Below are 20,818 nucleotides of genomic sequence, written 5' to 3'. Positions count from 1 at the left end.
AAACTATGAAAGAAATATTTCCTACCTATAAATCAACCTTTACAAACGAAGGTATAAAAAAACACATTCTGTCGCAGTTCAACTTAAATCCTGCTTGCGAATGCATGCTTTTCAAACCAGGACTGAATGATACGTATGAAGTTTTAGACGAAGGAAACACATACTATTTGCGTATATATACGAATCAATGGAGAACAAAAAATGATATTACTTCAGAGTTAGAACTCATCAATTATCTTCATAAAAACAATATTGAAGTTGCGATTCCTATTCGAAATAAGCAAGATGAGTATATCCTAGAAATTAATGCTCCAGAAGGAATTCGCTATGTTGTTTTGTTTGAATCAGCAAAAGGAAAAAGCATCAAAGAATTAGATGTTTCTACAAGCAGAAATTACGGAAGAGTAGTGGCGTCTATACACAAGACTTCCGATAAAATGAAAAAACTAGAACGGTTTGAACTCAATATGGAACATTTACTAGATATTCCGCTAGAACAAGTACAACCATTTTTAAAACACCGAGAAGCTGATTTCAATTATTTAAAAGCGACGGCAACTGCATTACGTGCTAAAATCTCTGACATACAATCTCAATCAGCATTAGATTATGGTATTTGTCATGGTGATTTTCATTATGGGAATATTTTTTCAGATGAACATGGTAAAATTTCTGTTTTTGACTTTGATTGCTTTGGCTATGGATGGCGCGCGTATGATATTTCTGTTTTTCTTTGGAGTTGTGTGCCCAACAACAATTGGGAACAAGAACATTTAGACAAGAGATTGCTTCTTTGGAAAGCATTTTTAGAAGGTTATTCCAGTGTAAAATCACTCAGTGAAGATGAAATAAAAGCAGCCAATGTCTTTGTTGTTATAAGACATATTTGGCTTTTAGGTGTGCATGTTGATGGAATTTCAGCTTGGGGAAAATCATGGATACACGATCAATACTTTGATGAAGCCATCACTTTTGTAAAAAAGTGGATAGAAATGTATAAAGTGTTAGACTGATAATTTAACTGAAATCTAGATAAAAAAATACTTTTAAAGGACTTACAAAAGTCTTCTAAAAGTATTTTTTAATTATAACGATCTTGAAACAAAGTTACTTCTTATCTAAAATTTCAAGTATCGGTTTTCCTGTCAATGCATTCGGACTCTGTAGATATAATATCTGTGTCAGTGTTGCTGAAATATCTGTAATATTCAAATGACGATGTATTTCTTGAGCTGGAATATTTTTTCCATACCACAACAACGGAACTTGCGTGTCATAATTAAATTGAGATCCGTGTGTTGTTCCCATCCTAGCTTCTTTTATATCTTTTGATTTTGGCAAATATCCAGGTTGCAGTATAAAAATTAAATCTCCGCTTTCTACATTGAAGTGTCCTCTTCTTACCATGTCCATCCATTCGTCATCACTAGCAGCAATATACAATTCATCCTCAGTATACACACGTTTCATATGATCCCATTGTCTTACTTCATCAGAAACAAAATCGGCAACTTCACTCAAATTCAAACCAAGTCTAGCAATTTCAGGTCTATTCAAATAAATATTATTATTATTAAGTTCACTAATCACATCGGTTCCGAATTTATTCGCTACAGATTTGCGTAATTCAGCTTCTGGTCCATCGGTAAAAAGATAACCTCCTGGAAGATTATGATCTAACATAAACTGTGGAACAGGAACAATACCATGATCGGCAGTCAGAAAAATTGTGAATTCATTTTCACCTACTGTTTTATTCAAATACTTAATAAGTCGTGCAATCTCCATATCAAGTCTAATGTACATATCTTGCAATTCAACTGCATAAGGTCCAAAATAATGTCCAACAATATCTGTAGAAGAAAAACTAATCGTAAGCATATCCGTCTGATTGTCTTTTCCTAAATCTTCTCCTTCAATAGCTGTCATTGCCAAGTTTGTTAAATGTGTATTTGCAAAAGGAGAAGTAGTAAAAATTAAATACTTATTATATAAATATTCGGCTTCGGTTTTAAATTGATCTCTATCAATAATAATTTTTGTTAAATCGTATGGAAATACAGGTTTTGTGGTGTTTCCTATAGGATATTCATACGGAGAATCATCTGGACCACTTGCTGTATATTGTTCAATGGGATAATAGGTATTCCATATTTTCTTAAGACTTTCGTCTGGATATCGTTTTGCGTTAAAATCTACAATCCAATCTGGAAGTTTTTCTTTAAAAAAAGAACTCGTAATAAAATTGCCTGTTTCATAATCAAACCAATACGAACCATCGCTCAAATGACCGCCTGGCAAAATAGAACCTCGTTCCTTAATAGAAACTGAAATTACTTTTGAATCTGCATAGGTTAATTTCAACTGATCTGTAATAGTATTTGCTTTTAGATTAAATGGAGAAAAAACACCACGGTCAGTATTAGAACCTATAGTATGCACTGTAGAATCGGCAACACAATTTTCAATTTTTCCAGTACTTCTACGATACCAATCGTTAGCAACAATTCCGTGATTGCTTGGTGTGGTACCTGTATAAATGGAAGCATGACCAGGACCTGTAAATGTAGGAACGTAATTATAATGCATATTACGACAATTGGTTCCTTGATTCATTAGTAACTTAAAACCTTCTTCGCCGAATTTATCATAAAAGCGATACAAGTATTCATAACTCATTTGATCTACGACAATTCCGACGACTAATTTGGGAGAATCTTTCTGTTGAGCATTTAAGGAAAATAAGGTGCCAAAAATGATCATAAAAATAAAATTTTTCATGTTTTTTAAATATGGGATATGGTTAGTGTTAGTTAAAAAATATCTGATGTTTAGTCATCAAATAAAGATGGATATAAGATACTGAAAAATAATAAGTTTACGAGTGAAAATGTAAGTTTTTTAATCACTTTTATATGTGATTTTTTTATCATTCATACTAAAAAATAATACACTCAAGATTGAATATTGGACACTCAAAGATTTTTTGAGTTTTCAACGCTTTATTTTTCTAATTTTTAACTATTAAGTACTTTGAAAATCTACCTAAAACACTCTATATACAATAAAAATATTATGAAAATAAAAAATTAATTATTCGTTAATTATGGAAAAAGCTGATCGTAAAATAATATTTTTATTGTAAGTTAGTAAGGGTAATAAAAACTGAATAATTCTATTTTTTTTGTAAAAATTCACTTTCTATGTAAACCGCATGGAACGTTTTACAACAGAATTGTTTTGTATTAATTCGGGGGAATTACATGAAAAAAGTACAAATAGCATTGATGTTTATCATCATTAGCATTAAGCTTGCGCATTGTCAATATACAATTGATGGTGTCGTAACTGATACTAATGCGATGCCACTTCCCGATGTCTTTATCAGTGTTGTAAAAGATAATATACTCGTTAAAAATTTAATTACAGATAGTCTTGGTTATTATAAAGTAAAAAACTTAAAATCAGGAAATTATACGCTTAATTTTAGTCATATAGGATATGCAGATTCTATTATAGTTTCTAATATCACAAAAAATACAAGACTTAACTTTCGTTTCAAAGAAAATAAAGAACTCTCTAAAGTAGTCATTACTGCAGAGAAAAATATCATTGAACGAAAAACGGATCGCTTGCGTTTCAATGTAGCTAATTCCGACTTGATACTAGGAAGTAGTGTCTGGGAAACCTTAAACAAAACGCCTTTCGTGTCTACAAACGAAAACGGAACGATTGAAATAGCCGGAACGCAAGGCGTGATAGTTTACATAAATGGTAGAAAAAAACGACTTTCTGGTGAAGTATTAATGAATTATCTAAAAAGCCTACCAGCTGATAATCTAGAAGCTGTAGAAGTCATCACAACACCTTCGAGTCGATTTGAAGCTGAAGGCGGAGCAGGAATCATAAATATTGTCACTAAAAAAAACAAAGAAGAAGGTTTAGAAGGAACCGCAAGTTTAAGCGCCCGTCAAACACGATTGTTCTCAGAAGCAGGAAGTATCTACCTAAACTACAGAAAATCTAAATGGAATCTATTCTCAACAGCATATCTGAGCAACAGAGAACGACGTACCAATTATGAAAAAGATATTTTCTATCCAATTTCAGAACCAACTGATATCGAAACACGCTTCATAGATCGCGAAAATACTATGAAAACATTCTTCTCTGGAGCAAACTTTGGAGTAGACTATGAAATCAATGACAAACATATTGTCGGAATGTTATTTGAATTTTCAGGTGCGGATGAAAATCAAAATAGAGATGCAATTAGCTTTGATGCCTACACGTTAAATGACTCACTGACATTCACAAAAAATAGAGATGAAGCTGTCAATCGAACCTATTCGTTAAACCTTAATTATCAAGGAAAATTAGACGGTAAAGGTACGTTACTTACAGCTGATATTGATTTTTTAGAATTTTCCTCAGATAATACTGGAATCAGTAAAACGGATGTTGTCACACTTGAAAACAACGATGTCTTATACATTCGCGATTGGTTTCGTAATGCAACAATTCAAGATATAAAAAGTACTTCTTTTAAGCTTGATCTAGAATTTCCACTAAGCGAAAATATAGCTGTTGAAACTGGTGTGAAATTTTCACTATCTAAAGTAGATAATGACCTAAATTTTGACAACAGAGCTATCGTAGAAATGATTTGGATTGATGATCCTACACGAAGTAATTTCTTTGAATATGATGAAAATATAAACGCATTATACGCAGTCATAAATCATACTTTAAGTGATACTTGGTCGTATCAATTTGGAGCGCGTATAGAAAATACAATCGCTAAAGGAAAACTAGAAGGAACCAAAGTTGTAGATAGAAATTATACAAACTTTTTTCCAACAGCTTTTCTGCGATACAAACCGAACAATGCACATAGTTTTGTATTTTCAGTATCGAGTAGAATAACACGTCCTAGTTTTTGGGATGTAAACCCTTTTCGAGAATATACAACAGATAGAGCCTTTTTTGAAGGAAACCCTTTTTTAAACCCTTCCCGTTACTATCGTCAAGAATTAAATTACACAAAAGTAGCAGGTAAAGTTCGTATTGTTGCACAAATAGCTGCGAGTCAACTATTAGATGAGTTTTACGCGCTTCCTTTCAATTCTGACGAAGGAATCATTATTAACAGAAAAACGAATTACGGAAACAAATATTCCTATTCAGGTAGTGTTACCATGGCAACAAAAATTCAACCTTGGTGGCGATTCAATGCAACTTCTCTTTTTGGTCATGTACAAACCACAGGAAGTTATGCCGATGACACAATAACTATCGACAGTAATTCGTTAGTATTTAGTATAGTAGCGAATCAGACTTTTACGATATCAAAAGTAAAAGGAATCTCCTTAACAGTATTCGCTAAAAACACTTTCCCCTTTACATTAGTCAACACCGAAATCGGTAACAGGCTAGAAACTGAAATTGCACTACGAAAAAATATCGGAAGATTTAGTCTCTCCTTATCTGGAAGAGATTTACTTAGAAGCAACAAAGACCGATATAACATTCAAGTTGGTGATATACGTATCAATGATACCAATTATCACGACACCAGAAGCATAGCTTTTGCAGTACGCTACGCTTTTGGTAAATCAACAGTAAAAAACCAACGTAGTAGAGATACAGGTAATAGTGATATTCAAAGACGTCTCTAAGCAACGAATAGTTTTTTCATTTTACTCATAAAGTGAAGGGCGATTGTCATGTCCATACTAATGACAGTTTTATTAACCATTTAAATTTTTTAATGATGAAGAAAAATTCAAAAATCACTTCAAACTTAAAATCAAAAGAAGTTGTAAACAAAGCGTTAAGCAACTCAAATGAAGACCAATTAGACCTTTACAAAGCAATCTTTGGAGGTCGAGCAAGTGCAAATTGTCCTGTAGTAGCTGTTAGTTCTAAAGCATCTAGAGCTTCTGCGTATGACAAAATTGATACTTTCTTACAGATGGCGCCAGCTGATCCTAGAGATCCTGTAGGACCAATATCAGATTCACCTGCTGGATAGAAAGTTGACTAGATAATCTCTACAACTAGAGATTATCTAGTTTTTTATGAATTAGAAAAAAAATAGTTATGTATAGAGTCACTTCTTTTGTATTGAAAACTGCCAGTAGGTGTAATCTCAACTGTTCATATTGCTATATGTACAACATGGGCGATCAAACCTATTTAAAACAGCCAAAATTTATGTCACTAGAAACGGTGCAAAATTTTGCTGATAGATTAAAGAGCTATTGTGAAAATGCAGAAATCACGCATGTACAAATCGTATTTCATGGAGGAGAACCATTATTAGCAAAACCTGAATATTTTGAAAAATGTATTGCCATTTTTAAAAATACAGCGCCAACACTAGCCTATGTGTTTACAATGCAAACAAATGGAGTAACTCTTGATGAGAAGTGGTATACATTGCTTCAAAAATTAAATATTGCTGTTGGAATTAGTATTGATGGTCCAGAAAAGTATCATGATGAATACAGGGTTTTTCACAATGGAAAAGGTTCATATACGCAGGTTGCCAAAGCTATTGAATTAGGAAAAAAATACAATTTAAGAGGATTACTGCTAGTTGTTAATATTAACATTCCTATTGAAGAATTGTATGCAGAAATGAAAAAATTAGCCGTAAGCAGTTTAAACATACTCTTACCAGATGGACATTATGATCAAGCACCTTTAGGTTTGGATGTCAGTAAATTACACGATAAAAATTATACGCCATATGCTGATTGGTTTATTGGTTTGTACAAATTATGGAAAGAAGATAGAAATAACCGTCCTAGTATTTACTTTTTTGAAACGCTGGTTAAAATGATCATGGGACAAGAAGGTATTGGTAATCAACTCATGGGAAGACGTACCAATGGAGTTGCTGTCGTAGAATCTGATGGAAGTGTGGAAGTAGTAGATTCGTTAAGAGCATGTTTTGAAGGAATTACTCGAAATGACATCAATGTACACAACAACAATCTTGAAGATTTATTTGAAGACGATACGTTTCAATTGTATTACCGAGCACATGATGAAGTGACTGAACAATGTTTAAACTGTCCGGTTTTTGATATTTGTGGAGGTGGATTTTTAGGACATCGATACTCGGAAGCAAATGGCTTTGACAATCCTACAATGTACTGCAAAGATATGGTTCGTTTGATAAGCTTTATACAGAACGATATTTTAAACTCATTGCCAGCAACATCTGTTGAAGAACTTGGAGTTGAACCATTGGTGTATGAGGAAATCATCAATAGTTTTGAAGAGGAAAGTGAAATAAAAATTGATCCACTTATTCAAGAAAAACTAAGATCGTTTAAAAAGGAATTACAAGTGTAAAATAGTGATCACAATTAATTTTTTGTGATTAAAGTATGTATCATAAAATTAACGAATAACCATAGATGAAACTACGCAAAGGAATACAGCTTTTTACAGGCATAAAAAATGTGTCTGATCAGCTATTGGTAAATACTGGAGCACAACATGTAAAAGAATACAATGGAGCTACTTATTTTGAAGACTCCTATATTCCGTTACAAACTTGGCAAATACCTACACAAGAACAATTGAATACCTTGGTAGGTACGAAAACTACAAATTTTGACTATCGCAGGAGTTTGTACGTAGACGATATTCCAAAAAAACTAAAAGAAGCTTTTCAATTATTAACGCTCAAAGACATTACGGATGCATACGATGTAATACCAAGATTTCAAGCCAATGAAACTCATGTTGAAAAAATAAACAAAGAATTACATGTTTTTCTAAACAAACTCTCTTCTACAGGCAATTTCAAATTTCACAAAATCACATATGCAATTCCTAACAGAGAAACAATGACTAGTTTTTATGTAGAAGGCGCATTTTTATACTTAGGCTTACACATTGATCAAAGCAGGCATTTTTCCATTCATACGGCACACAAATCAGGCAATAGAATCTCTATCAATCTAAGTAATGAAATCAGAACTTTAGTGTATACAAATCTTACGATGATTCAAGTATATAATATGTTGAAAATGAAAATGGATCTTACAAAAACACCTTTAAATCCAGACAATATCGCACAGCATTTTTATACATATTACCCAACATATCCAGTCACTAAAATTGCGGTAAAGCCTTATCAATTCTATGTAGCACCAACAGATAATTTTTTTCATGACGGTTCTACAGCAGGTACAAAACAAATAGATATCACAATGGTATACACAGGTATATTTGATCAACTTCCTTAATACTTAGCGCTATGGAAATTATACAAAATGGCATACGATTACACAGTACACTCGATAATTTTTTTGATGAAGTTTTCATAAATTCAGGAACCATTCATCATACAAAACAAGAAAAAAGTAAAGTAAATTATCTCGATTGGTCTTTTGTACCACAATACGAAGATGATGCATACATGGTACGTCGCGATTGGCGAAAATTATCTCAAAATGAAATAAAAGCGTTAACCGCGAATGAGCAACGTAATTATTACAATACCATCTATGTTGGAGACATTCCAGATGAATTAAAAACTATTTTCGACGCCTTAAAATTTAAGGAATGCTTACGACCAGATGATGTGCGCGAATGTATGAAACGCGATCATGATATGACGCTAAAATTGAGTAATACAATGCAAAAATATCTGAACGGTTTTGCAAACGAAAAACCATTTCATTTTCACTATATAGGAGCCAATTTGCCCAATATAGACATGGTAGCAGCAGATACAAATGTGCTTCCTGAAGGTTATGGAGAAGAAGACAAAAAATGTATGGGAATTCATAACGACGGTGCTGAACCTACAACAATACATGCAACGTACAAATCGGGAAATCGTTTTACTATAAATTTAGGCAAGGAAACACGTTATTTTCTATATGCAAATCTTTCCTTAACGCAAGCATTTAACATGTTAAAAAAGAAAATCGGGATTTCAGTTTTACATGTAGATTTATATAACATATCGAAACTGTTTTTTAGACATTTTCCAGAGTATCCAGTGATTAAAATTCCACAAAAACCTTATCAATACTACATTGCACCAACAGATCATTGTTTTCATGATGGTTCTACAGAAGGAATGACGGCATTGGACGTATTGATGATCTATTTTGGGAAATTTCAAGAATAATATCATAACTAAATAGCGATTGTAATGAAAATAAAAAGAAATATAATGGTTCAAAATCTGCTTCCTGATGGAGTAGATGCACTAATGATTAATTCAGGAACAGTTCATCATTCGCATCACAAAGCAGCTTTAGTAAGCTATTTAGATGAAGAATTCATTCCAGAATATGTGAATTATGCATATGTAAATAAACGCGATTGGCGACCCTTAACTCAAGAAGAAATTACTTGTTTATCTCCAGATGAATCATGTAACGATCACAATACTTTGTATTTAGGAGAAATTCCGACTGCGTTAAAAGAATGTTTTCAAAAAATTGGATTAGAACATAGTATAGATAGAGATGAGGTTTTTGAACGTTTCGAAGCCAATCCAGCACTTACTCTAGAAGCTACAAAGCTACTCAACGACTTTTTGATGCCAATGGCAAATAATAAAGAATTTAAGTTTCATTGTATTGGTGTCAACTATCCCAATGTAGAATTGGTGGCTTCTAATACTACGAAGTTACCAAGAGGTTTCAAACAAGCAGAAAAAAAGTTTATGGGAATTCACAATGACGCTACACAATCAATGACGATTCACAATGCACACGAATTTGGCAATAGAATCAGTATTAATTTAGGAAAAGATACACGGTATCTACTTTTTGTGAATTTGTCTTTAAAAGAAGCGTACACGATGCTAACAGAAAAATTAGATGAAACAGAAATAGCAAACATAAATGTATCAAACATTCCAGCGTATTTCTTCAAGCATTTTCCGGAGTATCCTGTCATTCGAGTAGCGCAAAAACCATATCAATATTATATCGCTGCTACCGATAATTACTTCCATGATGGCTCTACTTTAGGAGGAAAACATTTGGACGTATGTATTGTATATTTTGGCAGTTTTCAACATTAAAAAATTAAGATTATGACAGCAATAGCAACGGAAACCACGATAAAAAAAGGAATTGGAATTCACAGTAAATTACCTACAGGTTATGACACTATACAAATCAATTCAGGAGTTATTCATCACTCAGAACATACAGGTTCACAAGTAAATTTTGAACACTTTTCTTTTGTACCGTTGTATATTGATGAAGCTTACATTCCTAAACGCGATTGGCGTCCACTAGAAACTACAGAAAAACGGATTATAACGGCTGCAGGCGAATTAAAAGATCATAATAATATCTATTTGGGAGCATTGCCAGAAAGAGCAAAACAACTCATACAAGAAATTAATTTTAGTACTTGTAGAGGAAGAGAACACGTAATGCAACGTTTTGGAGAAGAAAAGGAGTTGACCTTAGCTTTGAATATTGAGTTGAATAACTTCTTACAAACCATCTCAAATAATAAACCTTTTCATTTGCATTGCATTACAGCAAATCTGCCTAACGTAGAAATGGTAGCTTGCGATATTACACGCTTACCAGAAGATTTTACCATTCCTGAGAAAAAATATATGGGCATGCACAATGATGGAACACAATTCATGACCTTGCACACAACATACAAGCATGGAAATAGAATCTGTATCAATCTTGGAGCGCAAACGCGTTACTTTCTGTACATTAACTTATCAATGATTCAGGTACATAACATGCTCAAAGAAGTTACGGACATCAGCAAAGTAGATGTATACAATGTAGCAGAAACTTTTTTCAAACACTTTCCAGACTATCCAGTAATCAGAATGGAACAAAAACCTGGAGATTACTACATTGCGCCAACGGATAATTGTTTCCATGATGGTTCTACACTTGGCAACACAGAGCTAGATATCAATATGGTCTATTTTGGAAATTTTACACATTGATTGTTTCATTGAAAGATTTAATTACTAAAAAACAATTCGTGTATTTGTTGTAAAAAAAGGAGTAACGAAAATATTTTCAATCAATTAAAAAATAATTCATCATTTCTCATTCAACATTTAAAATATAGAATATAAAATTCCAAAATTATTCTGCAACCCAATCAAAATACTTTTGTTTAATAACGTGCTTTTCAGCCTGTAAATATTCGATAAACGCAGTTGCTACAGGTGATAAAGATTTATTTTTGAGCCAAACGAGATTCCACTGTGTGTGGATAGGCAATCCTTTGTGTTTAATCACTTTTATATCGCCTTTATCGACAGCATTTTTAATTCCTAATAATGGCATAATAGAATATCCTAAACCAGCAATAACGGCTTGTTTCAAAGCTTCATTCGAAGTCAATTCAATTTTCTTTTGAACAGAAACATTCTTTCCATCAATAAAATTCTCCATGGCATTTCGAGTGGCCGAACCTTTTTCTCTGTACAATAATGGTTGTTCTTGAAAAATATCGACAATTTTACCTTTTCTATTATTTTCACGTTCTTTTCCACCAACCAAATACAAACTATTTTTAAGCAATGGTAACGTTTCAAGATTTAAATGACTTGGCAATACAGAAACCAATGCAAAATCAACTTTGTTTTCTTCCAAATCTTTCACAACATTTTGTTTATTCGTTACATCAATTGTAAAATCAATTCCTGCATGTTGATTCACAAATCCAGAAAGATAATATGGCATTACATATTTTCCTGTAGACACACATGTAAGTGTTAATTTCCCGGCGAGTTTTCCTTGATATTCTTTTGTTTTATGATCAATAGTTGATACTTCATCCAAAATTTTCTGTGCAGTAACTGCAATTTCTTTTCCAAAATTAGTCACATATAACTTTCGTCCAACGACTTCTGTAAGCGGTAAAGGAAACTGATCTTGAAACTTTTTAAGTTGAATAGAAACAGCAGGTTGTGTTAAAAATAAGGCTTCAGAAGCTTTCGTAATACTTTGTTTCTTTACAATTTCTACAAAAACTTTTAATTGATGTAATGTATAATTCATAAAAGGTATTTATGTTTTTGATAATAAATATAAATAAAAATATATGAATATAAAACTTAACCTTTGCAAAGCAAAAAATAACAGTGGTAAAACAAGTTCAATCAGTAACAAATTAAGAATCATGACAACAACAGAAGTAATGCACAAAGTAAATTTAGTAGATGGAAAATTTACAGCAATGGAAGCAAAAGAAGTAATCAATTCATTGATTGATGAAAAAATCAATTTCCATAAAATTCACAGATTAGCTATGTGTGAAGGAGATATCAACACGGATACAACTTTTGACGATAGTAGAGTGGGGCAGTTAATGCGCGAAAAGGAGGATTTTAGAGCTATTTACTTAGAAGCCAAAAAAGCAGGAAAGCAAGTAAAAATCAGTGGAATTCTTAACATAGAAATTATTGACTAAGACATTTCAAAGTCTTACAAAATTATACAATGGATTTACACTTACTATTCGATAATTTAACGAATCCAGCATTATTATTCTTCGTTTTAGGAATCATTGCAGCACAAGTAAAAAGTGATCTTGAAATTCCTAAAAATTCATCAAAATTCATTTCATTATATCTCTTGCTCGCTATTGGTTTCAAAGGCGGGCAAGAATTAGCACACAGTAGTTATACAGCTGATATAGGTTGGTCGCTCATCGTGGGAATTGCGCTTGCAATCATAGTTCCTTTGTATACATATTATATTTTACGATTAAAGTTTACTGTGGAAAATGCAGGCGCTATTGCAGCAGCTTACGGATCGGTAAGTGCAGTAACATTTGTAACGGCAATCAGTTTTTTAGAAATGAAAAATATACAATTTGGTGGACATATGGTTGCTGTTATGGCTTTGATGGAAGCACCTTCAATTATTGTTGGAGTACTACTGATGCGAATTCATTCCAATGGTAAAAAATCATACGAAGAAATTATTGGATTAGTAAAACATGCAATAACAAACGGAAGTGTATTACTAATATTAGGAAGTTTAGTAATCGGTTTTATGGCGAGTGATGCGCAAGCCGAAGGAATTAAACCTTTCACAACAGATATATTCAAAGGTTTTTTGGCTGTATTTTTATTAGATATGGGAATTACAAGTGGAAAAGAAATTGGCGCACTAATCAAAAAAGGATGGTTTGCCTTGGTCTTTGCAATCTTTATTCCTTTAGTTAATGGAATTACGGTCGCTTATTTATCTTCTCATATATTATCAAGTGAAGGTGACAGGTTATTATTAGCCGTATTAGCAGCAAGTGCTTCTTATATTGCTGTTCCTGCTGCTATGCGAATTGCCGCACCAAAAGCAAATCCAAGTTTATACTTACCAATGGCATTAGCCATTACATTTCCCTTCAATATAACACTAGGAATGCCTATATACATGTGGTTTATACAAAACTCATAGTTAGCTTAATTATACATATGAAAACAAGAAGTCTTACAAAGTAAAAGTAAGACTTTTTTATGTTATGACATATTTCTGACAAACAATAAACGTAAGAAAAAACTTTATAAAAAATAATTATATGTAAGAAAAATTTGTATATTTGTAAAAGCGTTACAATTGTGTTTCCCCAAAAACCTATACTTTCTTTGCTTTTTCGAATAAAAAAGTTAGTAATGAAACGTCTTTTAAAACGATTATCTTTTATTGTATGTATACTGTTGTTCAGTGTAACTTCCTGTGAGCAGGATGATGCTACGCGTATCGCTGAAAACGAACAATCTCAAAAGTCAGATTTTGTTGTTAAAATAGAGAATGGAACTCATTTACGTAGCATTAATCCCACGATCTACAAAAAACTATCAGCAGTTTCTCGTGCAGAAAATAGCTCAAAAAATGCTGATGAGGTAGATACTCCTAATTTTTCTCTCGATCTCTCTACAATACAAATCATTGAACGCAATACCTATACACAATATACAACTTCCGTGATTGATCATGCAGAATCAGAAACACATCTTATAAATTATATGCTGCTTGATTTCAATGATGGTGAAGAATATCAATTCTTACTAAAATATCCCAAGCTTGTCACAGAAAATGGTGTAGAACTTGATCGCGACCATACAATTATGGAAAGCATTGCAGGAAACACATTGTTAGAAAAATCATATCCTGGTGGTATTAGACCTTGTTTAGAAGGAACACCAGTTTTAGTAGAAACAACACAAGAATATCAATGTACACAATATCGTTGTACTGGTAACGGACAGCACAGTATGAATCAAGATGGATGTTTATGTCAGGTAACCGTAAATTGTATGCCGGCATCTGAAACTTGCGAATGGATTATTATTGATCGTTGGGCATGTTCAGGAGGCGGAACTCAAGGAAGCGGAAATGGCGGTGGTACAACAGGTGGCGGAAATGACTCAGATGACGATGACCCAATAGAAACTGTACCTTTTATACCGTATTGGCAACGTGTTGTTAATTGTGTGAATAATGGTTATATTGGTTCTTTGGACGCAAATAACCCGCTACCGTTATCGTCTTCAGACATTGATTGGCTCAAAACATTCGTTGGCGGACAAAGTGCGATCGCGATTACGCAATATATTGAAGCGAATGGATGTGAAGGAAATAAAAAGTTTTTGGATGAGGCTATTGAAGCTCTCCGTGATGGAGGAGAAGTGGATTTTGATGAGAAAATAATTTTAGATTCGAGCTTTACGGGTAAGGCGAAATGCATCTATAACAAAATGAAAGACGGTAGTATATTAACTAAAGCTTTAGCTAGGTTCACTGACAGTAAATCAAAAGCAAATTTAACATTTAAATTAGGAGATTTAGGACTTACAGATAGAGCAATTACTCAGTGGCCAGATGATAATGGCACAATTGTTATTACACTTAATAATAATAATCAACCGAACTCATTTAAAAATGTAAATTTCAATCCAAATTTATTCGTAGCTAATACAATAATTCATGAAGTTATCCACGCAGAATTTTTAAGGCAGATATTAGAAGAAATTGGTTTGGGTAATTTACCCAATGTAACACCCGAAGAAGCTATTGCTTCACTGGAAAATGGTGATCTTCATATAATTTATGAATATTTTAGAACAACAAAAGATTGGAGTCATAATTACATGGCAGATTATTACAGAGGTACATTTGCTAGAGCTACGCAAGAATTTGATACAGGTACTGTTGTTCCCATAAATGAAGAGCCACTACAACTTTATAAGGATATAGCATGGCTTGGTTTAATGAATTACCCAAATCAAACACCAACCATTATTGCTTTTCAACAATTACCTACTAGTGAAAAGAATCGTATATTAATTGTCTTGAATGACTTGCTTGAAAATAATGCTAACGAAACATGTGCTGAATAATGAAATCAATAATAGTAAATAGCTTTATACTTTACTTTTTAATTTCCTGTAGTAGTGAGAAAAAAATTCATGTTGTTTTTGAAAATAACACAATGATTGAATACACAATAAAAAAGATAGATACTTTCCATACCTACAAGTGTAAAACTGAGAAACTAACGGATGTAAAAAATACAATTAGATTTAAATTGTGTGGAGAATTTTTTATCAACTATAAAGACAGTAATGATGTTTCAAAAATTGATGATAATGATTTTCAGAAAATAAAGTCAATTAGTTTAAAACAATTTGTAGAAAAGTATTCGAATTTAAAAGGAGCTAATACGACAACTCAACTCTTTTTTATTGAAAAGAACACAAATAATACATATCAAAAATATAGAGTTATTTGGAGTAAAGATTTTATTGAATATGAACCACCTCAAAAATTGTTTGAAAAATTTTGAAAGGATTGTATGGTTTTCAAAAATTGAAATAACATTAGGAATTTTCCTCTTCTTACTTACAAAACAGGTATATTCATAAGAAATACGACAATAAAAAAGTAGCAACTAAACTAAATACATGATAACTCTCAAAAATATCAACACATTCTTTTATGTAGCCTTACTTACATCATTTTTGATATTTCTATTGCCAATAGAATATACTATGGCAGTTTACTCACCCAATTATTTAGGATGGTTAATGATAGCTCTTATTTTACTTTCTTGTGTAGTCTTTTTTGGCTTATTGATTGTTGATATTAGCAAAAAGAATTTTAAAAGATTGCTAAATAGAACACTATTCTTTATCCTAATTATAGTGGTTTCTGTCGCTTATTGGTTTTACATGTCGTATTCGTTAGGGAATTTATGATTTTATGAATGATGGAAAAAATCTAATCCTTTTTCTGATATATGATGGTACTTTACAAGAAAAACAAAATCAATATCAAACCATCGTCAATGAAACGACATCAGTTAATTGTAACTAAGATTAGTATGCTATTTTTGATAGTAACTTGTTTATATTCATGTAAAGAAATTGAAAATGAACAATCTGATCAATCCTTATATACAAATGAAATTATTATAAGTTTAGTAGATAAGTTTACGAAGCCTATTCCAATTCCTCCTTCAAACATATCAACACGTACGGAAAAAGATAATATATCTTCTAAAGATGAATTTTTACTTGTTGGTATAAACTCAAAAATGAAACCAATAAATATTACATATACTGACAGAACAAATGAAGTTTTACAAAGTATTGATAATACCATAAAGATTGATAATACTAAAGAATATACAATCGATATTGATTTATCAAATCTGAAAAGAAAAGATCATTATAAAACTATTCGTTACATAAAAGATCGAGAAAAAAATATTTTTGAGACTATTGATATTCTATATAATTTCTCGACAATTAATTTTAACCACAATTATACAAAAGCTTTGCTCGTTATAGGGATGAGTCGAGGAAAATTAAACGGTTTTACTGATCTTTTAGTTCTAGAAAAAATTAATGGAAAATGGAAGATAATCAAAAGACAAAACTTACAAATTTCCTAATAAGAAAGTTGATAAGTTCAATCAAAATGTTCAGAGTGAGAATATTCTTAATAACCTTTCTGTTTTTAGTAAGTTCAAGTTGTTTCGGTCAAGAAGAAGAAGCTATTTTCATTCTTTTTCAAGATGGGAAAAATACAAATTGTATAAAATCAAAAACAAATAAAAAAAAGGATAAATCTTTGATTTTGTATCAAGGGAAAATGCATAAATTAGATAATGACACTTTTTTCTTCTGCCAAGAACGGTTCAAAAAAACAAATAAACAAACTAAAGTGATTAGAGCTCAGGATATAAAAAAAATAAGTTTTATTGAACATGAAGCACTTTATAAAAAACATTTAAAACGAGATATGTTTAGTAAAAAGGATACTTTTAAAGTTATCTATATAATAGAGAAAACAGAATTCGGAAACTATATTCAACATGAAGTTTATTGGTTAGATATTAGATAATTGAGGGAAGTATAGGATTATAAGATTACTCTAATAATAACCAACCGAACTCATTTAAAAATGTAAATTTCAACCCAAATTTATTCGTAGCTAATACAATAATTCATGAAGTTATCCACGCAGAATTTTTAAGGCAAATATTAGAAGAAATTGGTTTGGGTAATTTACCCAATGTAACACCTGAAGAAGCTATTGCTTCACTGGAAAATGGTGATCTTCATATAATTTATGAATATTTTAGAACAACAAAAGATTGGAGTCATAATTACATGGCAGATTATTACAGAGGTACATTTGCTAGAGCTACGCAAGAATTTGATACAGGTACTGTTGTTCCTATAAATGAAGAGCCACTACAACTATACAAGGATATAGCATGGCTTGGTTTAATGAATTACCCAAATCAAACACCAACCATTATTGCTTTTCAACAATTACCTACTAGTGAAAAGAATCGTATATTAATTGTCTTGAATGACTTGCTTGAAAATAATGCTAACGAAACATGTACTGAATAATGAAATCAATAATAGTAAACAGCTTTATACTTTACTTTTTAATTTCCTGTAGTAGTGAGAAAAAAATTCATGTTGTTTTTGAAAATAACACAATGATTGAATACACAATAAAAAAGATAGATACTTTCCATACCTATAAGTGTAAAACAGAGAAACTAACGGATGTAAAAAATACAATTAGATTTAAATTGTGTGGAGAATTTTTTATCAACTATAAAGACAGTAATGATGTTTCAAAAATTGATGATAATGATTTTCAGAAAATAAAGTCAATTAGTTTAAAACAATTTGTAGAAAAGTATTCGAATTTAAAAGGTGCTAATACGACAACTCAACTCTTTTTTATTGAAAAAAACACAAATAATACATATCAAAAATATAGAGTTATTTGGAGTAAAGATTTTATTGAATATGAACCACCTCAAAAATTGTTTGAAAAGTTTTGAAAAGATTGTATGGTTTTCAAAAATTGAAATAGCATTAGGAATTTTCCTCTTCTTACTTACAAAACAGGTATATTCATAAGAAATACTACAATAAAAAGTAGCAACTAAACTAAATATATGATAACTCTCAAAAATATCAACACATTCTTTTACGTAGCCTTACTTACATCATTTTTGATATTTCTACTTCCAGTAGAGTATAAAATGGCAGTTTACTCACTCAATTATTTAGGATGGTTAATGATAGCACTTATTTTACTTTCTTGTGTAGTCTTTTTTGGCTTATTGATTGTGGATATTAGCAAAAAGAATTTTAAAAGATTACTAAATAGAACACTATTCTTTACACTAATTATAGCGGTTTCTGTCGCTTATTGGTTTTACATGGCGTATTCGTTAGGAAATTTGTAGTTAGTATGGATTGCATAATAAATTTAATCATACATTGAAATGAACCTATCAAGAATAACTTTTACAGGACTAAAAAATATCAACACATTTTTTTATTCTATAGCAACATTATTCTTTGTACTATTCTTGCTACCAGGGAAATATAAAATTATAGTTTTTCCAAAAAATATATACACAGCTCTTCTAGGTTGGTCAACGGTACTAACAGCTATTTTGTGTTTAGCAACTTATTTTTGGCTTTTAGTTGTAGACTTGAAGAAGAAGAATTTTACATGTATCAAACGCCGAACTTTCTTTTTATCATTAATAATTATTATGATTGTAATCTATAAATATTACAGCTTATATTCATTAGGAAATTAATAATGCTAACTACTTATCCTTTTTAAAAATAGCTTCAAAAGCATGATAAGTAGCTAAATGTAAAGTGTCTCCATGATCTTGAGCTTCTAGAAATTTAAAATTTAAAGTATAATTTTTTTCTCCTTCTATATTGAGTTTGTAATATAGTTCTTTGGCAACACGTTCCATGATTGGACCTTCTTTTCCAACAGCAATAAAAATTGATTTTTTTTGTTGAAATGCTGCAGGTGTAGCTTTCAGTAAAGATTCATCGTCCCACCATAAACTCGGACTTACAATAATATAATTGTCAAAAAGCTGTGGTTTTTTAAACAATATTTCAGTTGCAACCAAACCACCAAGTGATTGCCCAATTAATGTTTTGGTATTGGTTATTCTATAATTTTTAGCAATAAGAGGCTGAACTTCTTTTTCAAGAGCTAGAATAAATTTCGCTGATCCACCAGTAGTTGGAAAGTCTTCTTTGTCTTTTTTATTATTTGTAGGATACGTAAAGTCACGTTTTCGATCTACATTAGAAATTCCAACGACAATCGATTCTGGAACCATATTAATCCATGAAAAAGAGCCAAATTGAACCAAGCCGGCAATATGAATAAAATCTTCATCCATCGAACCATCTAATAAATAAATGACAGGATATTTCTTAGTAGTTTCTTTTGAGTAACTTTCTGGTAAGTAGATGTTTAATGTGCGTTTCTCATTCAAAATGCTAGACTGAAACGTTACAGATTCTCCGATAGTAATTGCTTGCTTTTGAATGTTTTTTTCTTGTGCAGAAAGTGAAGTGAAGATAAAAAATGTACAGATGTATAGTAAAATGTGTTTTAGATTCATGCTTTAAATTATTTATACGATGAAGATACTAAGTTTTTAAAAAAAACGCCTTACTAAAAACATAGTAAGGCGTTGAGATAAAATATATATCTTTAATTACGAAAGACAAATTCGCTCTTGTAATTTCTTCATCAATTTTGTTTTTAACTCTATAATTTCAGGAGTTTGTTCTTGTCTGTGGTAATAATCAATCATTAACTTTGCATAGTTGATAAATACATCATCTGTAGGAATCGGTCCTGGTTCAAAATCATAAATCTGATCTTCTGGCAGATTGAAAAACGCGCCTCCTGTAGTGTGATTTACACGATCGTGCTCTAATTCGTAATTCTTTGCATCAGCTGTAATATCTCCAGCTTTATCACAAGATCCGTAAATATGTAAAGTCATATAACGATCTGTAGAAGGATTTCCCATTTGGTGAATCATTGCATTCACAACCTTTACAATAGATCCAGAAGTTAAAATCTCTTTCTTAGCAAAACGCAATTGATTGTTTTTATTTTGATAAATAAAGTGATGTACATTTCCAAAAACTTGTACTACGCCCCATTGTGTATATCCATGATTATGGATAGAAGAATAATCTCCAGGATTCCATGACATTGCCATAATTTCAAACTTTCCTCCATCATAAATCATTTTACGTCCGTAACCATCTTCAATTGGGTGATCAAAATCTGCATACGGTTCCAAATCTTTCTGCGTGATTTGTGCTTGTTCTACAATATCTTTGATACGTGCAGCTGTTATTTTTTCTTCACTTTCAACAGCCGTTTGTATCAACGTTTTTAAGGTTTCTAAAGCTGGCGCTAAAACTTCTTCTTGTAACATCATGTCCTTCGTGGTT

The 20,818-nt window shown here is 31.6% G+C and carries 22 protein-coding genes; 18 read left to right on the top strand and 4 right to left on the bottom strand.

The window, feature by feature from the left end; all coding sequences use genetic code 11:
• Positions 1-5 precede the first annotated feature (5 nt).
• On the top strand, positions 6-1,013 hold the full coding sequence (locus ACOQOS_RS06690) for a phosphotransferase enzyme family protein (protein WP_420574202.1): 1,008 nt from the start codon (positions 6-8) through the stop codon (positions 1,011-1,013).
• A 94-nt stretch (positions 1,014-1,107) separates the two neighbouring features.
• Here ACOQOS_RS06690 and ACOQOS_RS06685 read toward each other — a convergent pair whose 3' ends face one another.
• Complete coding sequence (locus ACOQOS_RS06685) at positions 1,108-2,781, bottom strand: alkaline phosphatase family protein (protein WP_420574201.1); 1,674 nt, start codon at positions 2,779-2,781, stop codon at positions 1,108-1,110.
• A gap of 482 nt (positions 2,782-3,263) precedes the next feature.
• Here ACOQOS_RS06685 and ACOQOS_RS06680 point away from each other — a divergent pair, with 482 nt between their 5' ends.
• The 7 genes from ACOQOS_RS06680 to ACOQOS_RS06650 all read left to right on the top strand — a co-directional run bounded on the left by ACOQOS_RS06680 (position 3,264) and on the right by ACOQOS_RS06650 (position 10,972).
• The gene (locus ACOQOS_RS06680) at positions 3,264-5,678 is read left to right on the top strand and encodes a TonB-dependent receptor domain-containing protein (protein WP_420574200.1); all 2,415 of its coding nucleotides are present in this window, start codon (positions 3,264-3,266) and stop codon (positions 5,676-5,678) included.
• A 95-nt stretch (positions 5,679-5,773) separates the two neighbouring features.
• Positions 5,774-6,034, top strand: a complete 261-nt coding sequence (locus ACOQOS_RS06675; protein ID WP_420574199.1) for a hypothetical protein — start codon at positions 5,774-5,776, stop codon at positions 6,032-6,034.
• Between the two features lie 68 nt (positions 6,035-6,102).
• Positions 6,103-7,365: a radical SAM protein gene (locus tag ACOQOS_RS06670; protein WP_420574198.1), complete on the top strand. Its 1,263-nt coding sequence runs from the start codon at positions 6,103-6,105 to the stop codon at positions 7,363-7,365.
• 65 nt (positions 7,366-7,430) lie between these two features.
• Positions 7,431-8,267 (top strand): hypothetical protein, encoded by an 837-nt coding sequence (locus ACOQOS_RS06665; protein WP_420574197.1) that lies wholly within the window; start codon positions 7,431-7,433, stop codon positions 8,265-8,267.
• An 11-nt stretch (positions 8,268-8,278) separates the two neighbouring features.
• On the top strand, positions 8,279-9,160 hold the full coding sequence (locus tag ACOQOS_RS06660) for a hypothetical protein (protein ID WP_420574196.1): 882 nt from the start codon (positions 8,279-8,281) through the stop codon (positions 9,158-9,160).
• Positions 9,161-9,184: 24 nt separating this feature from the next.
• Positions 9,185-10,066 (top strand): hypothetical protein, encoded by an 882-nt coding sequence (locus ACOQOS_RS06655; RefSeq protein WP_420574195.1) that lies wholly within the window; start codon positions 9,185-9,187, stop codon positions 10,064-10,066.
• Positions 10,067-10,078: 12 nt separating this feature from the next.
• The gene (locus ACOQOS_RS06650) at positions 10,079-10,972 is read left to right on the top strand and encodes a hypothetical protein (protein WP_420574194.1); all 894 of its coding nucleotides are present in this window, start codon (positions 10,079-10,081) and stop codon (positions 10,970-10,972) included.
• Positions 10,973-11,117: 145 nt separating this feature from the next.
• Here ACOQOS_RS06650 and ACOQOS_RS06645 read toward each other — a convergent pair whose 3' ends face one another.
• Positions 11,118-12,038, bottom strand: coding sequence for a LysR family transcriptional regulator (locus ACOQOS_RS06645; RefSeq protein WP_420574193.1), 921 nt, complete (start codon positions 12,036-12,038; stop codon positions 11,118-11,120).
• A 121-nt stretch (positions 12,039-12,159) separates the two neighbouring features.
• On the opposite strand from ACOQOS_RS06645, the gene ACOQOS_RS06640 reads away from it, so the two are divergent.
• From ACOQOS_RS06640 to ACOQOS_RS06595, 10 genes are all read left to right on the top strand, one after another.
• Complete coding sequence (locus ACOQOS_RS06640) at positions 12,160-12,450, top strand: hypothetical protein (protein WP_420574192.1); 291 nt, start codon at positions 12,160-12,162, stop codon at positions 12,448-12,450.
• A gap of 29 nt (positions 12,451-12,479) precedes the next feature.
• The gene (locus tag ACOQOS_RS06635; protein WP_420574191.1) at positions 12,480-13,442 is read left to right on the top strand and encodes a sodium-dependent bicarbonate transport family permease; all 963 of its coding nucleotides are present in this window, start codon (positions 12,480-12,482) and stop codon (positions 13,440-13,442) included.
• Positions 13,443-13,657: 215 nt separating this feature from the next.
• On the top strand, positions 13,658-15,385 hold the full coding sequence (locus ACOQOS_RS06630; protein WP_420574190.1) for a hypothetical protein: 1,728 nt from the start codon (positions 13,658-13,660) through the stop codon (positions 15,383-15,385).
• Between the two features lie 92 nt (positions 15,386-15,477).
• Complete coding sequence (locus tag ACOQOS_RS06625) at positions 15,478-15,831, top strand: hypothetical protein (protein ID WP_420574185.1); 354 nt, start codon at positions 15,478-15,480, stop codon at positions 15,829-15,831.
• A 118-nt stretch (positions 15,832-15,949) separates the two neighbouring features.
• Positions 15,950-16,243, top strand: a complete 294-nt coding sequence (locus tag ACOQOS_RS06620) for a hypothetical protein (RefSeq protein WP_420574189.1) — start codon at positions 15,950-15,952, stop codon at positions 16,241-16,243.
• A gap of 89 nt (positions 16,244-16,332) precedes the next feature.
• Entirely contained in the window at positions 16,333-16,941 is a 609-nt protein-coding gene (locus ACOQOS_RS06615; protein WP_420574188.1) for a hypothetical protein, read from the top strand.
• Entirely contained in the window at positions 16,902-17,393 is a 492-nt protein-coding gene (locus ACOQOS_RS06610) for a hypothetical protein (RefSeq protein ID WP_420574187.1), read from the top strand. The genes ACOQOS_RS06615 and ACOQOS_RS06610 overlap by 40 nt, the downstream gene beginning before the upstream one ends.
• Positions 17,394-17,548: 155 nt before the next feature.
• Entirely contained in the window at positions 17,549-17,911 is a 363-nt protein-coding gene (locus ACOQOS_RS06605; protein ID WP_420574186.1) for a hypothetical protein, read from the top strand.
• 92 nt (positions 17,912-18,003) lie between these two features.
• Positions 18,004-18,357, top strand: coding sequence for a hypothetical protein (locus tag ACOQOS_RS06600; protein WP_420574185.1), 354 nt, complete (start codon positions 18,004-18,006; stop codon positions 18,355-18,357).
• Between the two features lie 117 nt (positions 18,358-18,474).
• Positions 18,475-18,768, top strand: a complete 294-nt coding sequence (locus tag ACOQOS_RS06595; RefSeq protein WP_420574184.1) for a hypothetical protein — start codon at positions 18,475-18,477, stop codon at positions 18,766-18,768.
• 372 nt (positions 18,769-19,140) lie between these two features.
• Here the strand turns inward: ACOQOS_RS06595 and ACOQOS_RS06590 are convergent, their stop codons facing one another.
• Positions 19,141-19,968, bottom strand: a complete 828-nt coding sequence (locus tag ACOQOS_RS06590) for an alpha/beta hydrolase (RefSeq protein WP_420574183.1) — start codon at positions 19,966-19,968, stop codon at positions 19,141-19,143.
• 96 nt (positions 19,969-20,064) lie between these two features.
• Complete coding sequence (locus tag ACOQOS_RS06585; protein ID WP_420574182.1) at positions 20,065-20,805, bottom strand: hypothetical protein; 741 nt, start codon at positions 20,803-20,805, stop codon at positions 20,065-20,067.
• Positions 20,806-20,818: the final 13 nt, after the last annotated feature.

This window comes from Kordia sp. (genome assembly GCF_965224175.1).
GTDB lineage: Bacteria > Bacteroidota > Bacteroidia > Flavobacteriales > Flavobacteriaceae > Kordia.
Note: the sequence above shows the minus strand (reverse complement) of the source record. Positions and strands in the feature narration are given on the sequence as shown.

What these genes read in the sequence shown, in the direction of transcription:
- ACOQOS_RS06690 (WP_420574202.1), top strand. Translation starts at nt 6, where the DNA reads ATGAAAGAAATATTTCCTACCTATAAATCAACCTTTACAAACGAAGGT.
- ACOQOS_RS06685 (WP_420574201.1), bottom strand. Translation starts at nt 2,781, where the DNA reads ATGAAAAATTTTATTTTTATGATCATTTTTGGCACCTTATTTTCCTTA.
- ACOQOS_RS06680 (WP_420574200.1), top strand. Translation starts at nt 3,264, where the DNA reads ATGAAAAAAGTACAAATAGCATTGATGTTTATCATCATTAGCATTAAG.
- ACOQOS_RS06675 (WP_420574199.1), top strand. Translation starts at nt 5,774, where the DNA reads ATGAAGAAAAATTCAAAAATCACTTCAAACTTAAAATCAAAAGAAGTT.
- ACOQOS_RS06670 (WP_420574198.1), top strand. Translation starts at nt 6,103, where the DNA reads ATGTATAGAGTCACTTCTTTTGTATTGAAAACTGCCAGTAGGTGTAAT.
- ACOQOS_RS06665 (WP_420574197.1), top strand. Translation starts at nt 7,431, where the DNA reads ATGAAACTACGCAAAGGAATACAGCTTTTTACAGGCATAAAAAATGTG.
- ACOQOS_RS06660 (WP_420574196.1), top strand. Translation starts at nt 8,279, where the DNA reads ATGGAAATTATACAAAATGGCATACGATTACACAGTACACTCGATAAT.
- ACOQOS_RS06655 (WP_420574195.1), top strand. Translation starts at nt 9,185, where the DNA reads ATGAAAATAAAAAGAAATATAATGGTTCAAAATCTGCTTCCTGATGGA.
- ACOQOS_RS06650 (WP_420574194.1), top strand. Translation starts at nt 10,079, where the DNA reads ATGACAGCAATAGCAACGGAAACCACGATAAAAAAAGGAATTGGAATT.
- ACOQOS_RS06645 (WP_420574193.1), bottom strand. Translation starts at nt 12,038, where the DNA reads ATGAATTATACATTACATCAATTAAAAGTTTTTGTAGAAATTGTAAAG.
- ACOQOS_RS06640 (WP_420574192.1), top strand. Translation starts at nt 12,160, where the DNA reads ATGACAACAACAGAAGTAATGCACAAAGTAAATTTAGTAGATGGAAAA.
- ACOQOS_RS06635 (WP_420574191.1), top strand. Translation starts at nt 12,480, where the DNA reads ATGGATTTACACTTACTATTCGATAATTTAACGAATCCAGCATTATTA.
- ACOQOS_RS06630 (WP_420574190.1), top strand. Translation starts at nt 13,658, where the DNA reads ATGAAACGTCTTTTAAAACGATTATCTTTTATTGTATGTATACTGTTG.
- ACOQOS_RS06625 (WP_420574185.1), top strand. Translation starts at nt 15,478, where the DNA reads ATGATTGAATACACAATAAAAAAGATAGATACTTTCCATACCTACAAG.
- ACOQOS_RS06620 (WP_420574189.1), top strand. Translation starts at nt 15,950, where the DNA reads ATGATAACTCTCAAAAATATCAACACATTCTTTTATGTAGCCTTACTT.
- ACOQOS_RS06615 (WP_420574188.1), top strand. Translation starts at nt 16,333, where the DNA reads ATGAAACGACATCAGTTAATTGTAACTAAGATTAGTATGCTATTTTTG.
- ACOQOS_RS06610 (WP_420574187.1), top strand. Translation starts at nt 16,902, where the DNA reads ATGGAAGATAATCAAAAGACAAAACTTACAAATTTCCTAATAAGAAAG.
- ACOQOS_RS06600 (WP_420574185.1), top strand. Translation starts at nt 18,004, where the DNA reads ATGATTGAATACACAATAAAAAAGATAGATACTTTCCATACCTATAAG.
- ACOQOS_RS06595 (WP_420574184.1), top strand. Translation starts at nt 18,475, where the DNA reads ATGATAACTCTCAAAAATATCAACACATTCTTTTACGTAGCCTTACTT.
- ACOQOS_RS06590 (WP_420574183.1), bottom strand. Translation starts at nt 19,968, where the DNA reads ATGAATCTAAAACACATTTTACTATACATCTGTACATTTTTTATCTTC.
- ACOQOS_RS06585 (WP_420574182.1), bottom strand. Translation starts at nt 20,805, where the DNA reads ATGATGTTACAAGAAGAAGTTTTAGCGCCAGCTTTAGAAACCTTAAAA.